Source organism: Gulosibacter macacae (assembly GCF_003865375.1).
Classification (GTDB): domain Bacteria; phylum Actinomycetota; class Actinomycetes; order Actinomycetales; family Microbacteriaceae; genus Gulosibacter; species Gulosibacter macacae.
This window is the reverse complement of the sequence record NZ_RQVS01000003.1, coordinates 53028-69785: the sequence shown is the minus strand read 5'-3', so window position 1 is coordinate 69785 and position 16758 is coordinate 53028. Positions and strand designations below refer to the sequence as shown.

18 protein-coding genes, 1 tRNA gene and 1 pseudogene are annotated in these 16758 nt (G+C 65.8%); 10 read left to right on the top strand and 10 right to left on the bottom strand.

Annotated features, from left to right (window positions below; all coding sequences use genetic code 11):
• Positions 1–24 precede the first annotated feature (24 nt).
• The gene (locus EG850_RS03035) at positions 25–1533 is read left to right on the top strand and encodes a conjugal transfer protein TrbL (RefSeq protein ID WP_124969778.1); all 1509 of its coding nucleotides are present in this window, start codon (positions 25–27) and stop codon (positions 1531–1533) included.
• Positions 1530–3017, top strand: a complete 1488-nt coding sequence (locus EG850_RS03030) for an SCO6880 family protein (protein ID WP_106506947.1) — start codon at positions 1530–1532, stop codon at positions 3015–3017. The genes EG850_RS03035 and EG850_RS03030 overlap by 4 nt, the downstream gene beginning before the upstream one ends.
• 17 nt (positions 3018–3034) lie before the next feature.
• Here EG850_RS03030 and EG850_RS03025 read toward each other — a convergent pair whose 3' ends face one another.
• On the bottom strand, positions 3035–3412 hold the full coding sequence (locus EG850_RS03025) for a VOC family protein (RefSeq protein ID WP_124969775.1): 378 nt from the start codon (positions 3410–3412) through the stop codon (positions 3035–3037).
• A 41-nt stretch (positions 3413–3453) separates the two neighbouring features.
• Positions 3454–4086: a hypothetical protein gene (locus EG850_RS03020; protein WP_214609499.1), complete on the bottom strand. Its 633-nt coding sequence runs from the start codon at positions 4084–4086 to the stop codon at positions 3454–3456.
• Positions 4087–4159: 73 nt separating this feature from the next.
• On the opposite strand from EG850_RS03020, the gene EG850_RS03015 reads away from it, so the two are divergent.
• From EG850_RS03015 to EG850_RS13740, 8 genes and pseudogenes are all read left to right on the top strand, one after another.
• Positions 4160–4948, top strand: a complete 789-nt coding sequence (locus EG850_RS03015; RefSeq protein WP_124969769.1) for a hypothetical protein — start codon at positions 4160–4162, stop codon at positions 4946–4948.
• Positions 4945–6429, top strand: a complete 1485-nt coding sequence (locus EG850_RS03010) for an ATP-binding protein (protein WP_124969766.1) — start codon at positions 4945–4947, stop codon at positions 6427–6429. The genes EG850_RS03015 and EG850_RS03010 overlap by 4 nt, the downstream gene beginning before the upstream one ends.
• Complete coding sequence (locus EG850_RS03005) at positions 6429–6965, top strand: hypothetical protein (RefSeq protein ID WP_124969763.1); 537 nt, start codon at positions 6429–6431, stop codon at positions 6963–6965. The genes EG850_RS03010 and EG850_RS03005 overlap by 1 nt, the downstream gene beginning before the upstream one ends.
• Entirely contained in the window at positions 6962–8884 is a 1923-nt protein-coding gene (locus EG850_RS03000) for a TraM recognition domain-containing protein (RefSeq protein ID WP_124969760.1), read from the top strand. Before EG850_RS03005 ends, EG850_RS03000 begins: the two co-directional genes overlap by 4 nt.
• Entirely contained in the window at positions 8827–9276 is a 450-nt protein-coding gene (locus EG850_RS02995; RefSeq protein WP_124969757.1) for a single-stranded DNA-binding protein, read from the top strand. Before EG850_RS03000 ends, EG850_RS02995 begins: the two co-directional genes overlap by 58 nt.
• 16 nt (positions 9277–9292) lie before the next feature.
• Complete coding sequence (locus EG850_RS02990; RefSeq protein WP_124969754.1) at positions 9293–9913, top strand: hypothetical protein; 621 nt, start codon at positions 9293–9295, stop codon at positions 9911–9913.
• Positions 9914–9915: 2 nt separating this feature from the next.
• Positions 9916–10113, top strand: a complete 198-nt coding sequence (locus tag EG850_RS02985; RefSeq protein ID WP_124969751.1) for a hypothetical protein — start codon at positions 9916–9918, stop codon at positions 10111–10113.
• Between the two features lie 143 nt (positions 10114–10256).
• Positions 10257–11339: pseudogene (locus tag EG850_RS13740) on the top strand (recombinase family protein); the annotation flags it as partial.
• Positions 11340–11714: 375 nt separating this feature from the next.
• Here the strand turns inward: EG850_RS13740 and EG850_RS13390 are convergent.
• The 8 genes from EG850_RS13390 to obgE form a co-directional block, all read right to left on the bottom strand.
• Positions 11715–11918 carry a hypothetical protein gene (locus EG850_RS13390; protein WP_214609498.1) on the bottom strand — a complete coding sequence of 68 codons (204 nt, stop codon included), beginning with the start codon at positions 11916–11918 and terminating at the stop codon, positions 11715–11717.
• A 22-nt stretch (positions 11919–11940) separates the two neighbouring features.
• Positions 11941–12013 (bottom strand) — tRNA-Ala (locus EG850_RS02970).
• A gap of 136 nt (positions 12014–12149) precedes the next feature.
• Positions 12150–12935 (bottom strand): sulfite exporter TauE/SafE family protein, encoded by a 786-nt coding sequence (locus EG850_RS02965; RefSeq protein ID WP_124969748.1) that lies wholly within the window; start codon positions 12933–12935, stop codon positions 12150–12152.
• Positions 12936–12981: 46 nt separating this feature from the next.
• Positions 12982–13392: a ribosome silencing factor gene (rsfS, locus tag EG850_RS02960; RefSeq protein ID WP_124969745.1), complete on the bottom strand. Its 411-nt coding sequence runs from the start codon at positions 13390–13392 to the stop codon at positions 12982–12984.
• A 33-nt stretch (positions 13393–13425) separates the two neighbouring features.
• On the bottom strand, positions 13426–14058 hold the full coding sequence (nadD, locus tag EG850_RS02955; RefSeq protein ID WP_268878150.1) for a nicotinate-nucleotide adenylyltransferase: 633 nt from the start codon (positions 14056–14058) through the stop codon (positions 13426–13428).
• A gap of 10 nt (positions 14059–14068) precedes the next feature.
• Complete coding sequence (locus EG850_RS02950) at positions 14069–14311, bottom strand: hypothetical protein (protein ID WP_124969742.1); 243 nt, start codon at positions 14309–14311, stop codon at positions 14069–14071.
• Positions 14312–14321: 10 nt separating this feature from the next.
• The gene (locus EG850_RS02945) at positions 14322–14957 is read right to left on the bottom strand and encodes a TetR family transcriptional regulator (RefSeq protein ID WP_124969739.1); all 636 of its coding nucleotides are present in this window, start codon (positions 14955–14957) and stop codon (positions 14322–14324) included.
• Between the two features lie 197 nt (positions 14958–15154).
• A complete protein-coding gene (obgE, locus tag EG850_RS02940) occupies positions 15155–16666 on the bottom strand; it encodes a GTPase ObgE (protein WP_124969736.1) in 1512 nt (503 codons plus the stop codon).
• Positions 16667–16758: the final 92 nt, after the last annotated feature.

Below are 16758 nucleotides of genomic sequence, written 5' to 3'. Positions count from 1 at the left end.
CCCCACGTGTGAGGAGTGATTGCGGTGGGTGTGTGCGATCTGCCCGTCATCTCAGGTGTCTGCGAAACCGCTGGCGAAGCAGCCGCCTCACTGGTGTCGGCTCCGTTCGACTGGCTCGCCCAAGCCATGGGCTCAGCCGCGGGCTGGTTGTTCGAGGCCGTGTGGAACGTCTTCGACGCCACCACCCTGGTCGACATCACCAGTGACGGATACCTGTCGGTCTACAACCTGCTGTTCGGCATCGCGGTGTTCGTGATGCTGCTGTTCTTCTGCCTCCAACTCATCACCGGCCTCATCAGACGTGACCCCACGGCCCTCACCCGGGCCGCCCTCGGCCTCGCCAAGAGCGTGTTGGGGTCGTTCGTGGTGATCACCCTGACCGGGCTGCTGTTGGAGGTGGTCGACCAGCTGTGTGTCGGGATCGTCCAAGCCGCCGGCGAGACCACCGAATCGATGGGCGAGAAGATCACGATCCTCGCCGGCGGACTGACCGCGATCAACATCGCCGCCCCCGGGGTGGGGGCGATCATCACGATCTTCCTCGCCGGGCTCGCGATCACCTCCGCGGCGATCGTGTGGCTATCGCTGCTGGTGCGCAAGGCGCTGCTGCTGGTCGCGATCGTGTTCGCACCCCTGGCCCTGTCGGGCTCGTCGTGGGACGCCACCAGGGGGTGGATCAGCAAGTGGGCGATGTTCGTGGTCGCGCTGATCTGTTCCAAGCTCGTGCTGGTCGTGATGTTCCTGGTCGCGATCACCCAAGTCGCCGCCCCGATCGATGGAGACCTATCCTCGATCAGCGACCCGCTGGCCGGGGTGGTGCTCATGGCGATGGCCGCGTTCGCCCCCTACCTGACCTACCGGTTCATCAGCTTCGTCGGGTTCGACATGTACCACGCGATCGGCGCCGAACAAGACGCCAAGAATTCCCTCAACCGCCCCATCCCCCTCCCCGACCGCCAGCCGGGCAACCCCCAACAGGTCCTCGACGGTAACAACAGCGGCAACGGCGGTGGTGGCGGGAAGCAGCCGCCGAAACCCAGCAGCCCGAACCCCTCGGCCTCCCAGGGCGGAACCGAGGCCGGAGCTGGCACTGGCGGAGCAGCAGGATCTGGGGCCTCCGGGTCGGGTGCCGCATCGGGTGGGTCTGCTGCCGCTGCGGGTCCTGCGGCCGCGGCAGTGATCGGGGTGCAGGTGGCCAAGGACGCTGCCACCGCGGGCCCGAAAGCCGGCGCCGAACTCGGTCAGCAGGCCGAGACCGCGGCAGACGCCGCCGACCACACCCCAAGCCCCAACGGAGGCGGTGGCAATGGTGGGAGTACTCCGCCGGCGTCTGCGCCCGGTGGGACGCCGCCACAGCAGGGCACTCCGTCGGCCGGTGCGGAGCCCACACCGGGGTCACAGCCGCAGGCACCCGCGGGGTCGTCCTCACCGGGCGCGGGTGAGCAGGTCGCGCCGTCCGCCCCGGTGCCGAACCCGCCCCCAGCCGACAATCCGCCACCGCCGTCGAGTGCAGGGAAGGAGCCGCAGTCATGAGCCGCCGCAACAAGAACAACAGCCACGAACCGGATGCGACCGGTTCGGAGCTGGTGCCGGTGAAGTTCTCCCGGCTCACCCGCCGCGGCATCCTGCTTGGCCTGTCCTCGGCCCAGCTGGTCACCGTCGGGATCGCGATCGCCACCATCATCACCGCACTCTACGCCGGCGGCGGGATGTGGCTGGCCTACACCGCCCCCATCTGGGCCACCGCCGCCCTGCTCACCTGGGTCCCTGTCGCTGGACGCCCGGTCATCGAGTGGGTGCCCGTGGCCGGCTGGTGGGTCTACCGCACCACCATCGGCCAACTCCTCTACCGGCGTCGCATCGTCACCCCACGCCCCGCCGGAACCCTCGCCCTACCCGGCGACCAAGCCCGACTCCGCGAATACGAGGACCCGACCACCGGGGCGGGCATGATCCACGACCCCCACCAGAACACGCTCACGGTGGTCTGCGAGATCACCCACCCCGCATTCGTGCTCCTCGACCCCGCCGAACAAGAACGACGCGTCACCGCCTGGGGCCGCGTCCTGGCCACCGTCTGCCGCTCCGGCAGGATCGCCACCCTGCAGATTCTGGAACGCACCCTGCCCGACTCCGGCACCGGACTGGCCGAATGGTGGACCACCCACGGCCACCCTGATGACACGAGCTGGGCTGCCACCACCTACGCCGAACTCATCGACCGCGCCGGACCCGCCGGCGAACGCCACGCCACCACACTGTCCATCTCCCTCGACATGAAGAACGCGGCGAGGCAGATCCGCACCGCGGGCGGCGGTATCCGCGGCGCCGCCGCCGTCCTGCGTCAAGAGATGAACACCCTTACCGCCGCGCTCCGCTCGGCCGACCTCACCCCGTCCGGTTGGCTTACCCCCGGACAGATTGCGGTGATCCTGCGCTCGGCCTACGACCCCGCCATCGCCGCCACTTTGGAACGCCACGGCCAGATCGGCCACCAGCTCGCCACCGCCGGACCGGTCGCGGTCAACGAGACCTGGGGTCGTATCCGCACCGACTCCGCCCACCACGCTGTGCTGTGGATCAGCGAATGGCCCCGTTCCATGGTCTACCCAGGTTTCCTCTCACCCATCCTGCTCTCCAGCGGAATCCAACGATCGTTCTCCCTGATCTGCACTCCCATGCGGTCCGACCAGGCCGCCCGCGACATCCGCAAGAAGAAGGTCGAGCACATCTCCGACCAAGCCCAACGCGCCAAAATCGGGCAGATCGAGGACGCTTCCCAGACGGCTGAGTACCACGATGTCCTCCAGCAAGAAGCCGACCTCACCGCCGGCCACGGCATTCTGCGCTACACCGGCCTGATCACCGTCACCGCCACCACGATCGAAGACCTCGACGCCCACGTCGCCGCCCTCGAACAAGCCGCCATCCAAGCCAACTGCGAAACCCGACTCCTCGCCGGACAACAAGCCAAAGCCTTCACCGCCGCAGCCCTCCCACTCTGCCGCCAGGTCTGACGACGACTAGGAAGGGGTCATTCGGGCACTGTGACGAGGCAAAAGGGATGGCCTGCGGGGTCAGCGTAGATGCGCCAGGCTTTCGGGCCTTGGTCCAAGACGTCAGTGAGTGGGTGGCCGCCTGCTGCCTCGACGGCGGCACATGCCTCCGAGAGGTCATCGACTAGCAGGTCAAGGTGAACCTGCAGCTCGCCTCTGTGGCCCGGCCACTGCGGGGGTTCGTAATCGGAGACGCGATGGAAAGAGAGGCGTCCAACAGGCTCCCACTCCAGCGTCAACCACTGGTCATCACCGGTGGCCGGTGCAAGATCCAGGACTTTCTGCCAGAAGAGTGCTTCCGCTGTGGGGTCCTTGCACTCAAAGACGAGTTGCGTGAAGCGTCCGATTGCTGGCATCTCTCCATGCTAGGACGCATTACCTGACCAGCCGAACGGTTCTATCGGGGTGCAGGGTGCTCACCGCGTGCTGCCTGATCGATCGCATGGGCAAAGCGGGAGTTCATCGGGTCGTGCAGGTCGAACCACTCGATCGCTGCGAGGTCGTCGACGTGCGCTCGATACAGCTCAGGCCACGCTTCGCCAAGAACTTCGGTGTTGGTCGGTGTCGCGTATCCCAGTGCATCGCTGGCGACGGGAACCAACCGATCGCCAAAGTGCGTCAACGTGTTCCAGAGACGGTGCCGCCCGTTGGTGATGGGCTCGAACCAGGGGTCGACGCACACTGCTTCGCCGGCAGAGAACCATGAGGTCACGATGTGCCGCTCAGTCTTCGTCAGTGGTTCCGGTACCGGAGCCGCCACCATGCCGTAGTACGTGTCGTCATCTTCATCGATGGTCCACCGCCCCGCGGCAAGCTCGTCTCCAACGACGGCAACGGCAGAGGCAATCAGTCTCCAGCGCTGCTCGGAAGTGTCACTCCAACGAGGTTCACGGTGATCCTCCTGGTCCGGGTCTTCGAGCACCCATTCTCGGACATGCTGCGCTGCACCCCTCCACCAGAACGCGGGCATCCACACAGGAACTGACAACTCCATGAGCACCTCGCATCCGTCGATTCGGCTCTCCTCCATTACAGCCATTAGAGGACACCATCGCACACCTCCCTCATAGGCGTACCGCCGCTAGGTAGAGAGGACTGTTGGGATGGCGACGTTTGTTGATCCGGTTGCTGATGCTGCTGAGGCCTGTGAGGGTTTGCGTGGGTTGGCGCACGCGACCCGGGCCTTTGAGGATCCGGCTGACATGTACCGGGTGTTGGGCGAGGTGTCGGGGTCGGTGCGGCTGTTGCGGCAGGTGCTGGACCAGCTGTCTCGTGCTCATGCTGATCACCGCGATATCGCGTTCATCGATGACCGCGTGCCGGCGGAGGCGGTGGCGTTGGCGGCGGCGGATGAGTTGCATCAGGCCGCCGACGGACTGGATGAGGTCGCTGACCGGGTGATGCGCGCGCACGAAGCCTCCGGTCGGATCGCCTGGCACACCCACACCATCCCTGAGCCCGAGCGTTCGCGGCGGTGGGTGAATGTGGTGTTCCTCCAGGGCAGTGAGGCCGATGAGGTACTGGACCTGATTGATGTGGAGGGGGTGCAGGCGGGGATCGCGCATCTGGCGCAGTGGGACTTCGGCGACGAAACCACTGGCGCGGCGTTCGTGAACGGTGAGGTGTACGACGAGCTACCGGCCGGGCAGTGGGATCGCAGCTTCGAGGCCGACGGGTATGTGCTGACCTACAACCCGCAGATGGGGTATGTCGGACTGGTCCGCGAACACCCCGACACCACACCCACACCCGACGAGGAGGAGGTCGTCGCTGCACGGGACGCTTTCAGCGGTGTCACCTCTGAGTCTCCGCCTCGTGCAGCTGAGGGCACGGATTGGTTCGCACCAACTTCGGCCCATGGGGCGTCGTCTTCGGTGGGGCGGTCGCTGTGAGTGGCGAGAAGGAACGCCTGCACGCTGCGGTGCTGGTCTCCCCGGCTGCGGAGCGGCGCACGGCGCGTAAGGCTCGTCGGCAGGCTGCTGCGCGGCTGCAGGCTGAGCAGGTCAGGGCTGAGCGGGAGGCTGCGAAGGCGAAAGCTTCGGCGGAACGGGAGGAACGGAAGGCGACGACGTTTCTGCCGGCGGCGGGTGAGGCGGGGCCGGCGGCGTTGCGGTCGCCTGGCCGGTTGCGGGTGCCGCGGCATCAGGACACCTCGGCCACGTTGGCTGGGGCGTATCCGTTCATGGCCGAAGGGGGCCTGGGGTCGGATGGGGTGTTCGTCGGGCAGGACATGTACTCGGGTGGCAGTTTCGTTTACGACCCGTGGGTCCTGTATGCCCGCGGGGTCATCACCGCCCCGAACCTGGTGCTGGCGGGGATCGTCGGGTCGGGGAAGTCGTCGTTGGCGAAATCGCTGTATACGCGGTCGTTGCCGTTCGGGCGCCGCGTTTATGTTCCCGGCGACCCCAAGGGCGAACACACGGTGGTGGCCGAAGCGGTGGGTGGGAAGGCGATCGTGCTCGGCCACGGCCTCCACACCCGCCTGAACCCGCTCGATGAGGGACACCGCCCCGGCGGACTCACAGACCAAGAGTGGGCGAGCACCGTCGCCTCCCGGCGCCGGGACCTGATCGGCGCGCTGGCCGAAACAGTGCTGGCGCGGGGGCTCACGCCGTTGGAGCACACCGCCATCGACCTCGCCCTCACCGCCACCGTGGCGGAGAACGAGGTGCCGATCCTGCCCATGGTCGTCGACCACATCCTCACCCCCAGCCACGACCCCGGCGGGCGCCTGGCTGAAGACGGACGCCTGGTCGGACACGCCTTGCGGCGTCTGGTCGCCGGCGACCTCGCCGGGTTGTTCGACGGCCCCTCAACCGTGGCGTTCGATCCGGATCTACCGATGATCAGCCTCGACCTGTCCCGGGTGACCGAGAACTCCACCCTCATCAGTGTGTTGATGACGTGTAGCTCGGCGTGGATGGAATCGGCGCTGCTTGACCCCAATGGTGGGCAGCGGTGGGTGATCTATGACGAGGCCTGGCGGCTGATGTCCCATCCGGCGTTGTTGAAGCGGATGGATGCGCATTGGCGTCTGGCCCGGCATTACGGGATCGCGAACATGCTGATCTTCCACAAACTCTCCGACCTCGACAACGTCGGCGACGAAGGCTCCGCCATGCGCTCGCTGGCCAACAGTCTGTTGGCGAATGCGGAGACGCGGATCGTCTACCGCCAGGAATCCGACCAGCTCGGCCCCACCGCCACCGCCCTCGGCCTGACCGGAACCGAACAGACCCTGCTACCGAACCTCGGGGTGGGTCAGGGGCTGTGGCGGATCAAGAACCGCTCGTTCGTGATCCAGCACCAGCTCCACCCCGGCGAGCTGGAGCTGTTCGACACCAGCAGCCGCCTCACCGCAGGAGTCAAGTAATGCCCAAGCTTCCCGCCCTGCGACACCGCCGCAACGACACGAGCGAGACGGTGCCGGTGGTGTTGCGGCACGTGGTCATCACCGTCGACATCACCGGCACCCTGACGGTGACCGTCGACCAGCAACCGCATCTTCCGCCGGCGGGTGAGGTGTGGGGTCGGGGTGACTTCGGAGCGATCCTTGATGACCTGACCGAGCAGCGCCGTATTCCCGTGCGGGTGGATGTGTATGAGTCCGACGGGAGTCACTTCACCGACATCATCCACGCCCACCGACCACGCCGCGCCCCCGAACCCGAGCCGGACGTCCCGGCCCCTGCCGACGAGGAAGCCGCCGCGGACACTCCAGCGCCCCCGACAGATGATTCGGGCCGGCTGGTGGGGTTCTTGCCCGGTGAGACGGTGTTCCTCGGCCAGATCGTTGAAGAAGTGGCGGCGGATGAGAACGGCACCATCACCCCACCCCACACGAGCACGGGGCCGGTGGTGGTGGTCGGACGGGCCTCCGGAACCGTCATCGTGCAGGAGACGCGATGAGTACCTCGCAGCGGCAGAGTGGGTCGATGGGTGAGGAACTGACCAACGCCGCCCTCATCGGCCTCATCGCCTTGTTCCTCCTCACCATCGTCCTCCGCGCGGCCGGGTCGGTCGCCGCGTTCCTCACCGGAACACCGCAACCGACAGCGAGCTGGGCCGCCGGTGCCGGGGTGTTGTTCAACCCCGGTAACCCCGCAGTCGCGTTGGGGGCGCCTGGTCTCAGCCCCGTCGCCTATTGGGTCACCACCATCGTCGCTCTGGGCGGGCTGGTCGCACTCGCGGGCTGGGGATGGGTCGCCTGGCGGCGCCGTTCTCACGCTCAGGAGGTGGATCCGCATCGGTTGGCGGGCACGGCGACACGGCACGAGGTCGCCCAGGTCGCCTCCGACAAAACTCTCCTGAAACGGGCATCCACGTTGCGGCCGTCGCTGAAGGACCCGAAGCCGGGTGAGGTGGGGTATCGGCTCGGGACCTCGAAGGGTGTCGGGGTGTGGGCGAGTGTGGAGGACTCGATCCTGCTGATCGGCCCGCCCCGCTCCGGCAAAGGACTGCACGTCGTCATCCCCGCCATCCTCGACGCCCCCGGCCCCGTCGTCACCACCAGCACGCGCCCCGACAACCTCACCGCCACCCTGCGCGCCCGGCAACGTCGTGGCCCGGTGGCGGTGTTCGATCCCCAGCACCTGGCCGAAGGGCTCCCGGCGGGGATGCGCTGGTCACCCGTCCGCGGCTGTGAAGACCCGCTGACGGCGATGATCCGCGCCACGGGACTGGCTTCTGCCACCGGCTTGTCAGCCGGCGGAGTCGAATCGGGTGGGTTCTGGGAAGGCAAGACCCGCACCGCCCTCCAAGCCCTCCTCCACGCCGCCGCGTTGGACTCTCGAAAGCCGGCGGACTTGTTCCGTTGGACCCTCGACCCCGCCGCCGCAGCCGAAGCCGTCGCGATCCTCACCAACCACCCAGATGCGGCCGCCGGGTGGGCCGACTCGCTGGGGGCGATGATCGACGCCGACCCCAAAACCCGCGACTCCATCTGGCAAGGCGTCGCCCTCGCCCTCGGCGCCCTCGCCGACCCCCGCGTCCTCGACGCAGTCACGCCCCGCGACAACGAGACCCCCTTCGACCCCGAGACCTTCCTGCGCAAGTCCGGGACCCTCTACCTGCTCGCCACAGGTGCAGGAGCTGGGGCGTCCGCGGCGTTGGTGGCGGCGTTCATCGAAGACCTCATCGAAACCGCCCGGCGTCTCGCCGCCCGCTCACCCGGCGCCCGTCTCGACCCACCCCTGCTGCTCGCCCTAGATGAGATCGGGAACCTCGCGCCGCTGCCGTCCCTGCCGACGTTGATGGCCGAAGGTGGCGGCACCGGCATCACCACCCTGCCCGTCCTCCAATCACTTGCCCAGGCACGCGACAAGTGGTCCGAACACCAAGCCGGAGCGATCTGGGACGCCGCCATCGTGAAACTCATCCTCGGTGGCGCCTCCAACAGTCGCGACCTCCAAGACCTCACCACCCTCATCGGGGAACGCGACGAATACACCGACTCGATCACGCTCGGTGACCACGGCACCCGGTCGAACCAGCGCTCCGTGCGGAGGGTGCCGATCCTGCCACCCGACCGCATCCGCACCCTCCGCTTCGGCACCGGCGTCACCCTGCTCCGCTCCGCCCCACCGATCATCACCGACCTCACCGCCTGGCCCACCCGACCCGACGCCGACACCCTCAAACACGACCGCCGCGAACTGGAACAGCTCCTGCAGACCCCCGTGCGTGACCGGGGTCGCGGGGTGCACCTGACCGGTACCAGCACCCCACACCACGAGCGGGCTGCAGTCCACGAGTTGAGAGGTACCGCGTCATGGCCATCCGCACCCAGGAATCCCTGTCCGGGTTCATCGCATCCGACCCGCAGCTGACCTACACCGAACGCGGCGATGCCCGCTTCTACGCCCGCTACGGCCAGGAGAACTTCCAGCGCGAGGAAGACGGCACCTTCACCAAACTGGAGCCCTCCTTCGGCAACCTCGTGCTCTACCGCGCCACCGCCGAACGCGCCTTCGAACGCTTCACCAAAGGCGACCAGTTCGTCGCCGAAGGCTACGCCCACGACTACACCTACGAACGCGACGGCCAACGCATCGCCGGCGAAGAGTTCGTCGCCAAGAAGATCGGCCACGACACCGCCCGCACCCGCTACGACGTCGACCGCACACCCCGCCACGCACTCGAACGCCAGGCGGCTGGGCAGGCCTTCGAACCACCCCAGCAGCAGCAAACCGCACCGGCCGCCGACAGCCTCAGCATGTGACCCGGGGGTACCTGTTATGAGCACTCACGGCCCCGAGCCCGACGACCAGTACGAGGACCCCGGCATCCTCGACGACCACCCCCACCTCCCCGACACCAGCGCGCTGCCAGAACCACCGCACCCGATCAACTGGAACCTGCTATCGGCGCAGGATCTGGAAGCAGAACTGCTGGAGCTGAACCGGTGGGTCGACTGGCTCCGCCACACCTACGGCCTACCCGCCTCAGTCATCCCGCCCTACTGGCACCGCCACCCCGAACTTCTGTGGGAGCTGTCCGCGCTGCACCTGCACTGGCTATGCGCCTACGACCCCGAACAAAACGGCTCCGCACCCCTGGGCTGGCACCGCGACTTCGCCGACGCCCGCCACCGCCTGCGCGACTGGGTCACCGCCTCCGGCACCCGCCTCGACCGCGACCGACCCACCCGACAGACCACCTGGCCCGGCGAAGAACCCCAACCAACCCACGACGAGACCGTCATCACCGACCGAGACGCCGACTTCGTCCAATACGTCCTCGACCAAGTCAGCCAACGACAGGCTGCCGAAGACGCCTTCTACGCGAGTCTGGATGACCGGATCGACCCGGCGACCGGTGAGGTTCGTGACGATGTTCTGGGTCCTGAGGGTGGATGAGGATGGTGCGCAGGTATCACCGCACCACCGCCCGGGTCGAAGCGGATCGGCCCCTGCGCGTGCGGTATGAGCCGCGCGAGGAGATCGATGTCGCGAAGGTTGCCGAGGTGTTGATCCGGATCGCGCTGCGCACCGCTGGCGACCAGCCCGTGGGGCAGTCCGGTGCCCATCTTCGTCGCCTGCTCGTAGCCGATCGCTAGACTGGGTCCACATCAAGTTTCGGCGCTGTTGGCACCTGCCTTGCTAAGCCCCGTTCGCGGGGTGTTCTTTTCGACTCTGACGTGACCGCCTCCGGCGCCCCACCCGCCCCCAGTTGTGTGGGGGCTTGTGAAAGGCGGTCACCATGACACTCGATCAGCTCTCCGGCCTCGATATCTCAGGCCTTCGACGGCTCGCCCGCACCACACCACGCCCAGACGCCACAGCGCCTACGGGTGACGGGAAGCTGGCGGCGATCAGCTACCTGCGGGTCTCGACCAAGGATCAGGCCACCCGCAACGGGCTGGAAGAGGGCCTGTCGATCCCGGCCCAGCGCGAAGCCGCGCAGCGCAAGGCCGAACAGCTCGGTGCGGTCATCGTCAAGGAGTTCATCGAGCCCGGCGAGTCAGCCAAGACCGCCCAACGACGCGCGCTCCAAGAGATGCTCGACTACGCCACCACGCACCCGGTGCGGTACTGCATCATCAACAAGGTCGATCGCCTCGCCCGCAACCGGCTCGATGACGCCAAGATCCACGCCGCGCTGCGGGATGCGAACATCAGCTTGGTCTCGGTCACCGAGAACATCGACGAGACCCCCTCGGGGATGCTCATGCACGGCATCCTGGCCTCCATGGCCGAGTTCTACTCGCTGAACCTGGCCCAGGAAGTCCTCAAAGGCATGACCCAGAAGGCCGCGATCGGCGGCACCCCCACCAAAGCGCCTCTGGGCTACCTCAACGTCCGCACCACCGACGCCCGAGGACGCGAGTCCCGCGAGATCGAGATCGACCCCGAACGCGCCGACCTCGTCCGTTTCGCCTTCACCGCCTACGCCACCGGAGACTGGTCCCTGTCGCGCCTGGCCAAGGAACTCACAGCCCGCGGCCTGACCACCCGGCCCACCCCTTCGCAGCCGGCCAAACCGGTCACCACCACCGGGCTGCACAAGATCCTGACCAACCCCTACTACCAGGGCACCGTCACCTTCCGCGGCGTCACCTACGACGGCACCCACCAGCCCCTCGTCGACGCAGAGACCTGGCTGCGCGTCCAAACTAACCTGGACGCCAACAACGCCCGCGGCGAACGGCCACAGAAGTACGACCACTACCTCAAAGGCACGCTGTACTGCGCCTGCGGAGCCAAGCTCATGATCGAACGCCCCCGCGACAAGGCCGGGGACCGCTACGAGTACTTCACCTGCTCCGGACGACGCCGCAAGACCACCAACTGCACTCGCTCCGCGATCCTCGCCGAACGCGCCGAAGCCGAGATCGAACGCACCTACCAGCGCAACTCCCTGAATCCAGCCCAGGCTGAGCACGTCCGGAAAGTGCTCAACGACGTGTTCGACCAGCTCGAAGGATCCAGCGAGGACGAACGCAAGCTCCTGACCGCCCAGCGCGACAAGCTCGAAGCCGAACGCCTCAAACTCGTCCAAGCCCACTACGCCGACGCGATCCCACTCGACCTCCTCAAAAGCGAACAAGACCGCATCCGCGCCAGCCTCGACCAGATCACCACCCGGCTCGACAACCTCACCGACACCTACGCCGAGGCCCGAACAGGCTTGGACCAGCTCACCGAACTCCTGGTCGACCTAGACGACCTCTACAACAAGTGCGAACCCGCCGAACGACGCATCCTCAACCGCGCCCTGTTCACCCGCATCACCATCGACGACGAAGAGAACGCCACCTACACCCCCGACGAGACCACCGCCAGCGTCCTCGCCCACACCAACATCGATGCCCCGGCCCACGTCACCGCAGAAACAAAACTGCCCCGCCATCAGGCGGGGCAAGTTTCGATTTTCTCATCTTACGTGGAGCTAAGGGGACTCGAACCCCTGACCCCCTGCATGCCATGCAGGTGCGCTACCAGCTGCGCCATAGCCCCGTGCTTTAAGCAACTTGAAGAGCATAGCGCGGATCTCTGGGTGGGTGCAAATCGCTGAGGTGCGCGATGGTCTCGATGCGGCCCACGGCCTGCACTTCGAGAGCCTCAGTGCACCGCTCGCCCAGCGAGAGTGCGGCTACTTGCGGCGGCGGGGCCAAGCGTCGACGGCCATGCGCACGATGACAAAGACGAGGAACACGGCAAATGCCACATTCGCAGCAAAGGGATCAAGCGCCTGCGCGATCCACGCCCCGAGCGGCGTGAGCAGGGCGGCACTCACGCCGATAATCGCCGCGGCAAGCAGGTCGACATTGCCACGACGCAGGTTGCTGATTGTGCCCGCAAAACCAGTCGCGATAATCATGAGTAACGACGTTCCCTTCGCCACCAGATCGCTCGCCCCAAAAAGCAACACGAGCGCGGGCACAACGACGACACCGCCGCCGACGCCGAGCAGTCCCGCGAGCATCCCGGCAAACAACCCCACGAGACCAAGTAGCGGCCCACTCACCCAGGTGATGTGCACCACTGAGTCGCGATTCGGCACAACGATGAAGAGCATCACGATGACAACAACGAGGAAGCCGATGAACGACCACTGCAGGGCGCGCTTCGACAGCCGCGCGAGCAGCCACGTGCCGATCGGTGCCCCGAGCATTGACCCGGCGGCAAGAATGGCCGCGAGCAACGCATCCACATAACCGGCGAGCGCATACGAGATCACACCGGCGATCGATGGCGCAACGATGGCAAGGAGCGAAGTACCCGACGCAAGCCGCTGCTCATACTTGAGCAGATAGACGAGCGCCGGCACGATGAGTAGTCCCCCACCGATACCGAAAAGCCCTGACGCCAGGCCCACAGCGAGGCCAATGGCAATCAGGGCAAACCAGTTGCGCGAGGGCGCGGATGCAGTAGTCACGAGACTCCCTTCACCCTCGAGAATATACCCCTAGGGGTATATGACGCTACTCGTCGGAGGCACCAGCCGCATCACTGGCTGATTCTTCGCCGGCCGACTCGAGCTGCAGGTCAATGACGGGAGCATCGCGCCAGATGCGCTCGAGGCTGTAGTAGAGCCGGTCCTCTTCGTGGAAAACGTGCACGACAAGGTCACCGAAATCGATGAGCACCCAGCGCCCCAGATCGCGACCCTCGCGGCGAAGCGCCTTGACGCCAAGCTCCTCACGCAGGCGGTCTTCGATTTCTTCAGCGATCGAGAGCACCATGCGCTCGTTGCGTCCCGACACGATGAGAAAAGCGTCGGTGAGCGGCATCGTTTCGCTCACGTCGAGTCCGACCTGGTCGAAACCACTCCGGTCGTCGGCCGCCTTCGCGGCGAGGCGGATGAGGTTGAGAGCGTCGTCAGTTGCCGTCATGTGGGGAGGGTCTCCTTGAAGGTTGGGTGACCGCTACAGCGCAGGCTGCTCATCCGGTCGATAGAGGCGATTCTTGGCGATGTACTGCACGACACCATCGGGCACGAGATACCAAACTTGGCTACCGCCACGAACGCGCGCGCGGCAATCAGTAGACGAGATGGCCAGCGCCGGAATCTCGAGCGCCGACACGTGCTCACTCGGCAGTTTCGCGAGATCCATCTCGTGTCCAGGACGCGAAACGGCGACAAACTGCGCAATCTCAAACATCTCGGCGGCATCTTTCCACTCGAGAATCTGCGCAATCGCGTCGGCTCCGGTGATGAAGAAGAGTTCTGCATCCGGCAGCTTCTCGCGAAAGTCGCGCAGTGTGTCAATGGTGTAGGTCGGCCCCGGTCGATCAATATCGACGCGGCTGACCTTGAACCGCGGGTTCGACGCCGTGGCAATGACGGTCATCAAGTAGCGGTCTTCGGCGGCCGACACCCCTGACTTCATGTAGGGGTTGCCGGTCGGGACGAAGTAGACCTCGTCGAGCTCGCAGTGCTGGGCAACCTCGCTGCCAGCTACGAGGTGACCATTGTGGATGGGGTCGAAGGTGCCACCCATGATGCCGATGCGCCGCCGTCGTGGCGGCGGCGTCGGCGTGGAATCAGAAGCGCTCACGCAGTGGCGCCTAGTGCGCGCTGTGACCTGATTCGATGATCGGCTGACCCGGGTGACCAACCGGCTCTGCCTGAATCACCTTGTTGTGCTCTGTGTGTGCCGCAGACATGTTGCGGAACGAGAAGGTGAGACCGACGAGAGCCACGAGGATCACGAGCGTGAGCAGACCGAACACGATCGGCGGAAAGACCATCGGCCCGGGGGTGATGATCATTTCTTCGGCCGCCTGGATTGCGCTGGAGAGTTCGAACATAGCGACCATCCTAGCCGCTATAGGGACGGGTCAATTCCCGCACGCGTTCGCGGGCCCCGACAATGTCCTCCAGCGTGATGACGAGGTCGTTCTCGCGCTGCATCCAGATCTTGAACAACTCCTCGCCGACCATCGCCGACATAGTGACGACGACGTGCGCCTCTTCGTACGGGTCATCAAGCTTCTGATGTTCGGGGTGACGCACGAGCCAATCCGACACGACCGCTTCCACGTTGCGACGGGCGGCACCAATCTCCCACGAAATGCGATCGGCAGTGTCTGGGTACTTCGCGTAGAGCGCCATGCGCTTGCGCGCCACATCCGTATTCACGAGCTCAGCGCCCAACGATTCGAGCACCGCGAGGGCAATGCCGACCATGAGGTCGTGTCCCCACGCGTTGAAGATTTCGTCGACCCGTGGGGACGACTCGAAAGTGAGTGGGCGGCCGAAGATCGCAGCGTCACGAGTCGGGAAATAGTTGAAGAATGTGCTGCGCGAGATGAATGCCTCGTGGCAGATGCGCTCGACCGTAACTGCGTCAGGGCCCTCTTCGAGTGCGATTCGGATCGCGGACTCTTCGATCGCGTTCTCCGTTGCCCGCCGCTTCAACTCTCGAAGGCCGATATTCGCCCCGTCTTCAATCACTTGTTGTCACCTTGATGAATCGTTTTTGCATTCCGGCCAATGGCCGCGCTACCGATTACTAACCCTACCCCCGCCGGCTAAACAACGTCCATTGTTGGAGCTTCCGCGATGATCCCCACCAAGCTCTCAGACTGTGACTATATTTCCATACTGCCCAAAAATGCATATTGCGAATGATTATCAGATGCACTACACGGCTACTGGCCCGCGTCGTCGTCCTGCCAAAGGCCAGCCTCACGCTCGCGCTCCAACTCGGCTCGAGCCTCAGCCTTGGCGTCCATCCAGTCGTAATACGCCTCGCGCTTTTCCTTACGAGTGGAGCGCGTGCGCTCGTCAAGACGCGGGTCGGTGCCGTGCGCCGTCATCACCTCTGCCGCCGAAGCGAGCGTCGGCTCCCAATCGAAGACCACACCATCGCCAGGGCCGATGACGACGGTCGAGCCCGCCTGCGCACCCGCCTTGACCAGTGCATCCTCGATGCCAATGCGTGCGAGGCGGTCGGCAAGGAAGCCCACGGCCTCATCGTTTTGGAAGTCACACTGTTGCACCCAGCGCTCCGGCTTACGGCCCAGGATGCGGTAGAGGTTGCCGTAGCTGCCACCCTCAACCTTGATCTCGAACGGCTTCTCGTCAACCGCGCGCGGGCGAATGACCACGCGGGGGCGCACCTCTTCAGCCTCGGCACGTTCGGCGCGATCGCGCTCGACCACCTCGCCCAGCGCAAACTTGAGCTCGCGCAGACCCTCGTGACCCACCGCCGAAATGAGATACACGGGGAAGCCGCGAGCCTCAAGATCGGGCTTCACAAACTCGGCGAGCTCGCGCGCCTCGGGCACGTCGATCTTGTTGAGTGCGATGAGCGCCGGGCGCTGCGTGAGCGGCACCTGGCCCTCTGGCACCGGGTAGGCATCGAGCTCGGCGAGGATGACGTCGAGGTCGCTGATCGGGTCACGCCCCGGCTCGAGCGTCGCGCAGTCGAGCACGTGAAGAAGCGCCGAGCAGCGCTCAACGTGGCGCAGGAAGTCGAGGCCAAGACCGCGGCCCTCGCTGGCCCCTTCAATGAGGCCGGGCACGTCAGCGATCGTGTATCGGCTCGCGGGCGTCTCGACAACGCCGAGGTTCGGGTGCAGGGTCGTGAACGGATAGTCGGCGATCTTCGGTTTGGCCGCACTCATCGCGGCAATCAGCGACGACTTGCCCGCCGAGGGGTAGCCCACGAGTGCGACGTCGGCGACCGACTTGAGTTCAAGGATGATCTGCAGCTCATCACCCGGGGTACCGAGGAGGGCGAAACCGGGAGCCTTGCGCTTCGATGTGGCGAGCGAGTTGTTGCCGAGGCCACCCTGGCCGCCTTCGGCGACGACCAGGCGCATCCCGGGCTCGTCGAGGTCGGCGATTTGATTGCCGTCAGCATCGCGCACGACCGTGCCCACGGGCACCGGAAGTTCAAGCTCGACGCCGGTCGTGCCGTTGCGATAGTCGCCCATGCCGAACCCGCCCGACTCGCTACGGCGGTGCGGCGAGTGGTGGTAGCTGAGCAGGGTCGTCGTATTCGGATCGGTGACGAGCACAATGTCGCCACCATTGCCGCCATTGCCGCCATCGGGCCCAGCCAGCGGCTTGAACTTCTCGCGGCGGATCGACATGCAGCCATTGCCGCCGTCGCCCGCTCGCAGGTACAGAGTCACCTCGTCGACGAACGTGGTCATGTCAGTCCTCTCCTCGTGGTGATACGCGAAAAGGGGCGGATCTTGTCCGCCCCTCTTCGTGAAGTCGATTCCGGGATGAACCCGGTCTTCCG

Bases quoted from the DNA above. Each gene is read 5' to 3' on its own strand.
- EG850_RS03030 (WP_106506947.1), top strand. From the start codon at position 1,530: ATGAGCCGCCGCAACAAGAACAACAGCCACGAACCGGATGCGACCGGT.
- EG850_RS03025 (WP_124969775.1), bottom strand. From the start codon at position 3,412: ATGCCAGCAATCGGACGCTTCACGCAACTCGTCTTTGAGTGCAAGGAC.
- EG850_RS03020 (WP_214609499.1), bottom strand. From the start codon at position 4,086: ATGGAGGAGAGCCGAATCGACGGATGCGAGGTGCTCATGGAGTTGTCA.
- EG850_RS03015 (WP_124969769.1), top strand. From the start codon at position 4,160: ATGGCGACGTTTGTTGATCCGGTTGCTGATGCTGCTGAGGCCTGTGAG.
- EG850_RS03005 (WP_124969763.1), top strand. From the start codon at position 6,429: ATGCCCAAGCTTCCCGCCCTGCGACACCGCCGCAACGACACGAGCGAG.
- EG850_RS03000 (WP_124969760.1), top strand. From the start codon at position 6,962: ATGAGTACCTCGCAGCGGCAGAGTGGGTCGATGGGTGAGGAACTGACC.
- EG850_RS02995 (WP_124969757.1), top strand. From the start codon at position 8,827: ATGGCCATCCGCACCCAGGAATCCCTGTCCGGGTTCATCGCATCCGAC.
- EG850_RS02990 (WP_124969754.1), top strand. From the start codon at position 9,293: ATGAGCACTCACGGCCCCGAGCCCGACGACCAGTACGAGGACCCCGGC.
- EG850_RS02985 (WP_124969751.1), top strand. From the start codon at position 9,916: ATGGTGCGCAGGTATCACCGCACCACCGCCCGGGTCGAAGCGGATCGG.
- rsfS (WP_124969745.1), bottom strand. From the start codon at position 13,392: ATGACGGCAACTGACGACGCTCTCAACCTCATCCGCCTCGCCGCGAAG.
- EG850_RS02950 (WP_124969742.1), bottom strand. From the start codon at position 14,311: ATGTTCGAACTCTCCAGCGCAATCCAGGCGGCCGAAGAAATGATCATC.
- obgE (WP_124969736.1), bottom strand. From the start codon at position 16,666: ATGACCACGTTCGTCGACGAGGTGACTCTGTACCTGCGAGCGGGCGAC.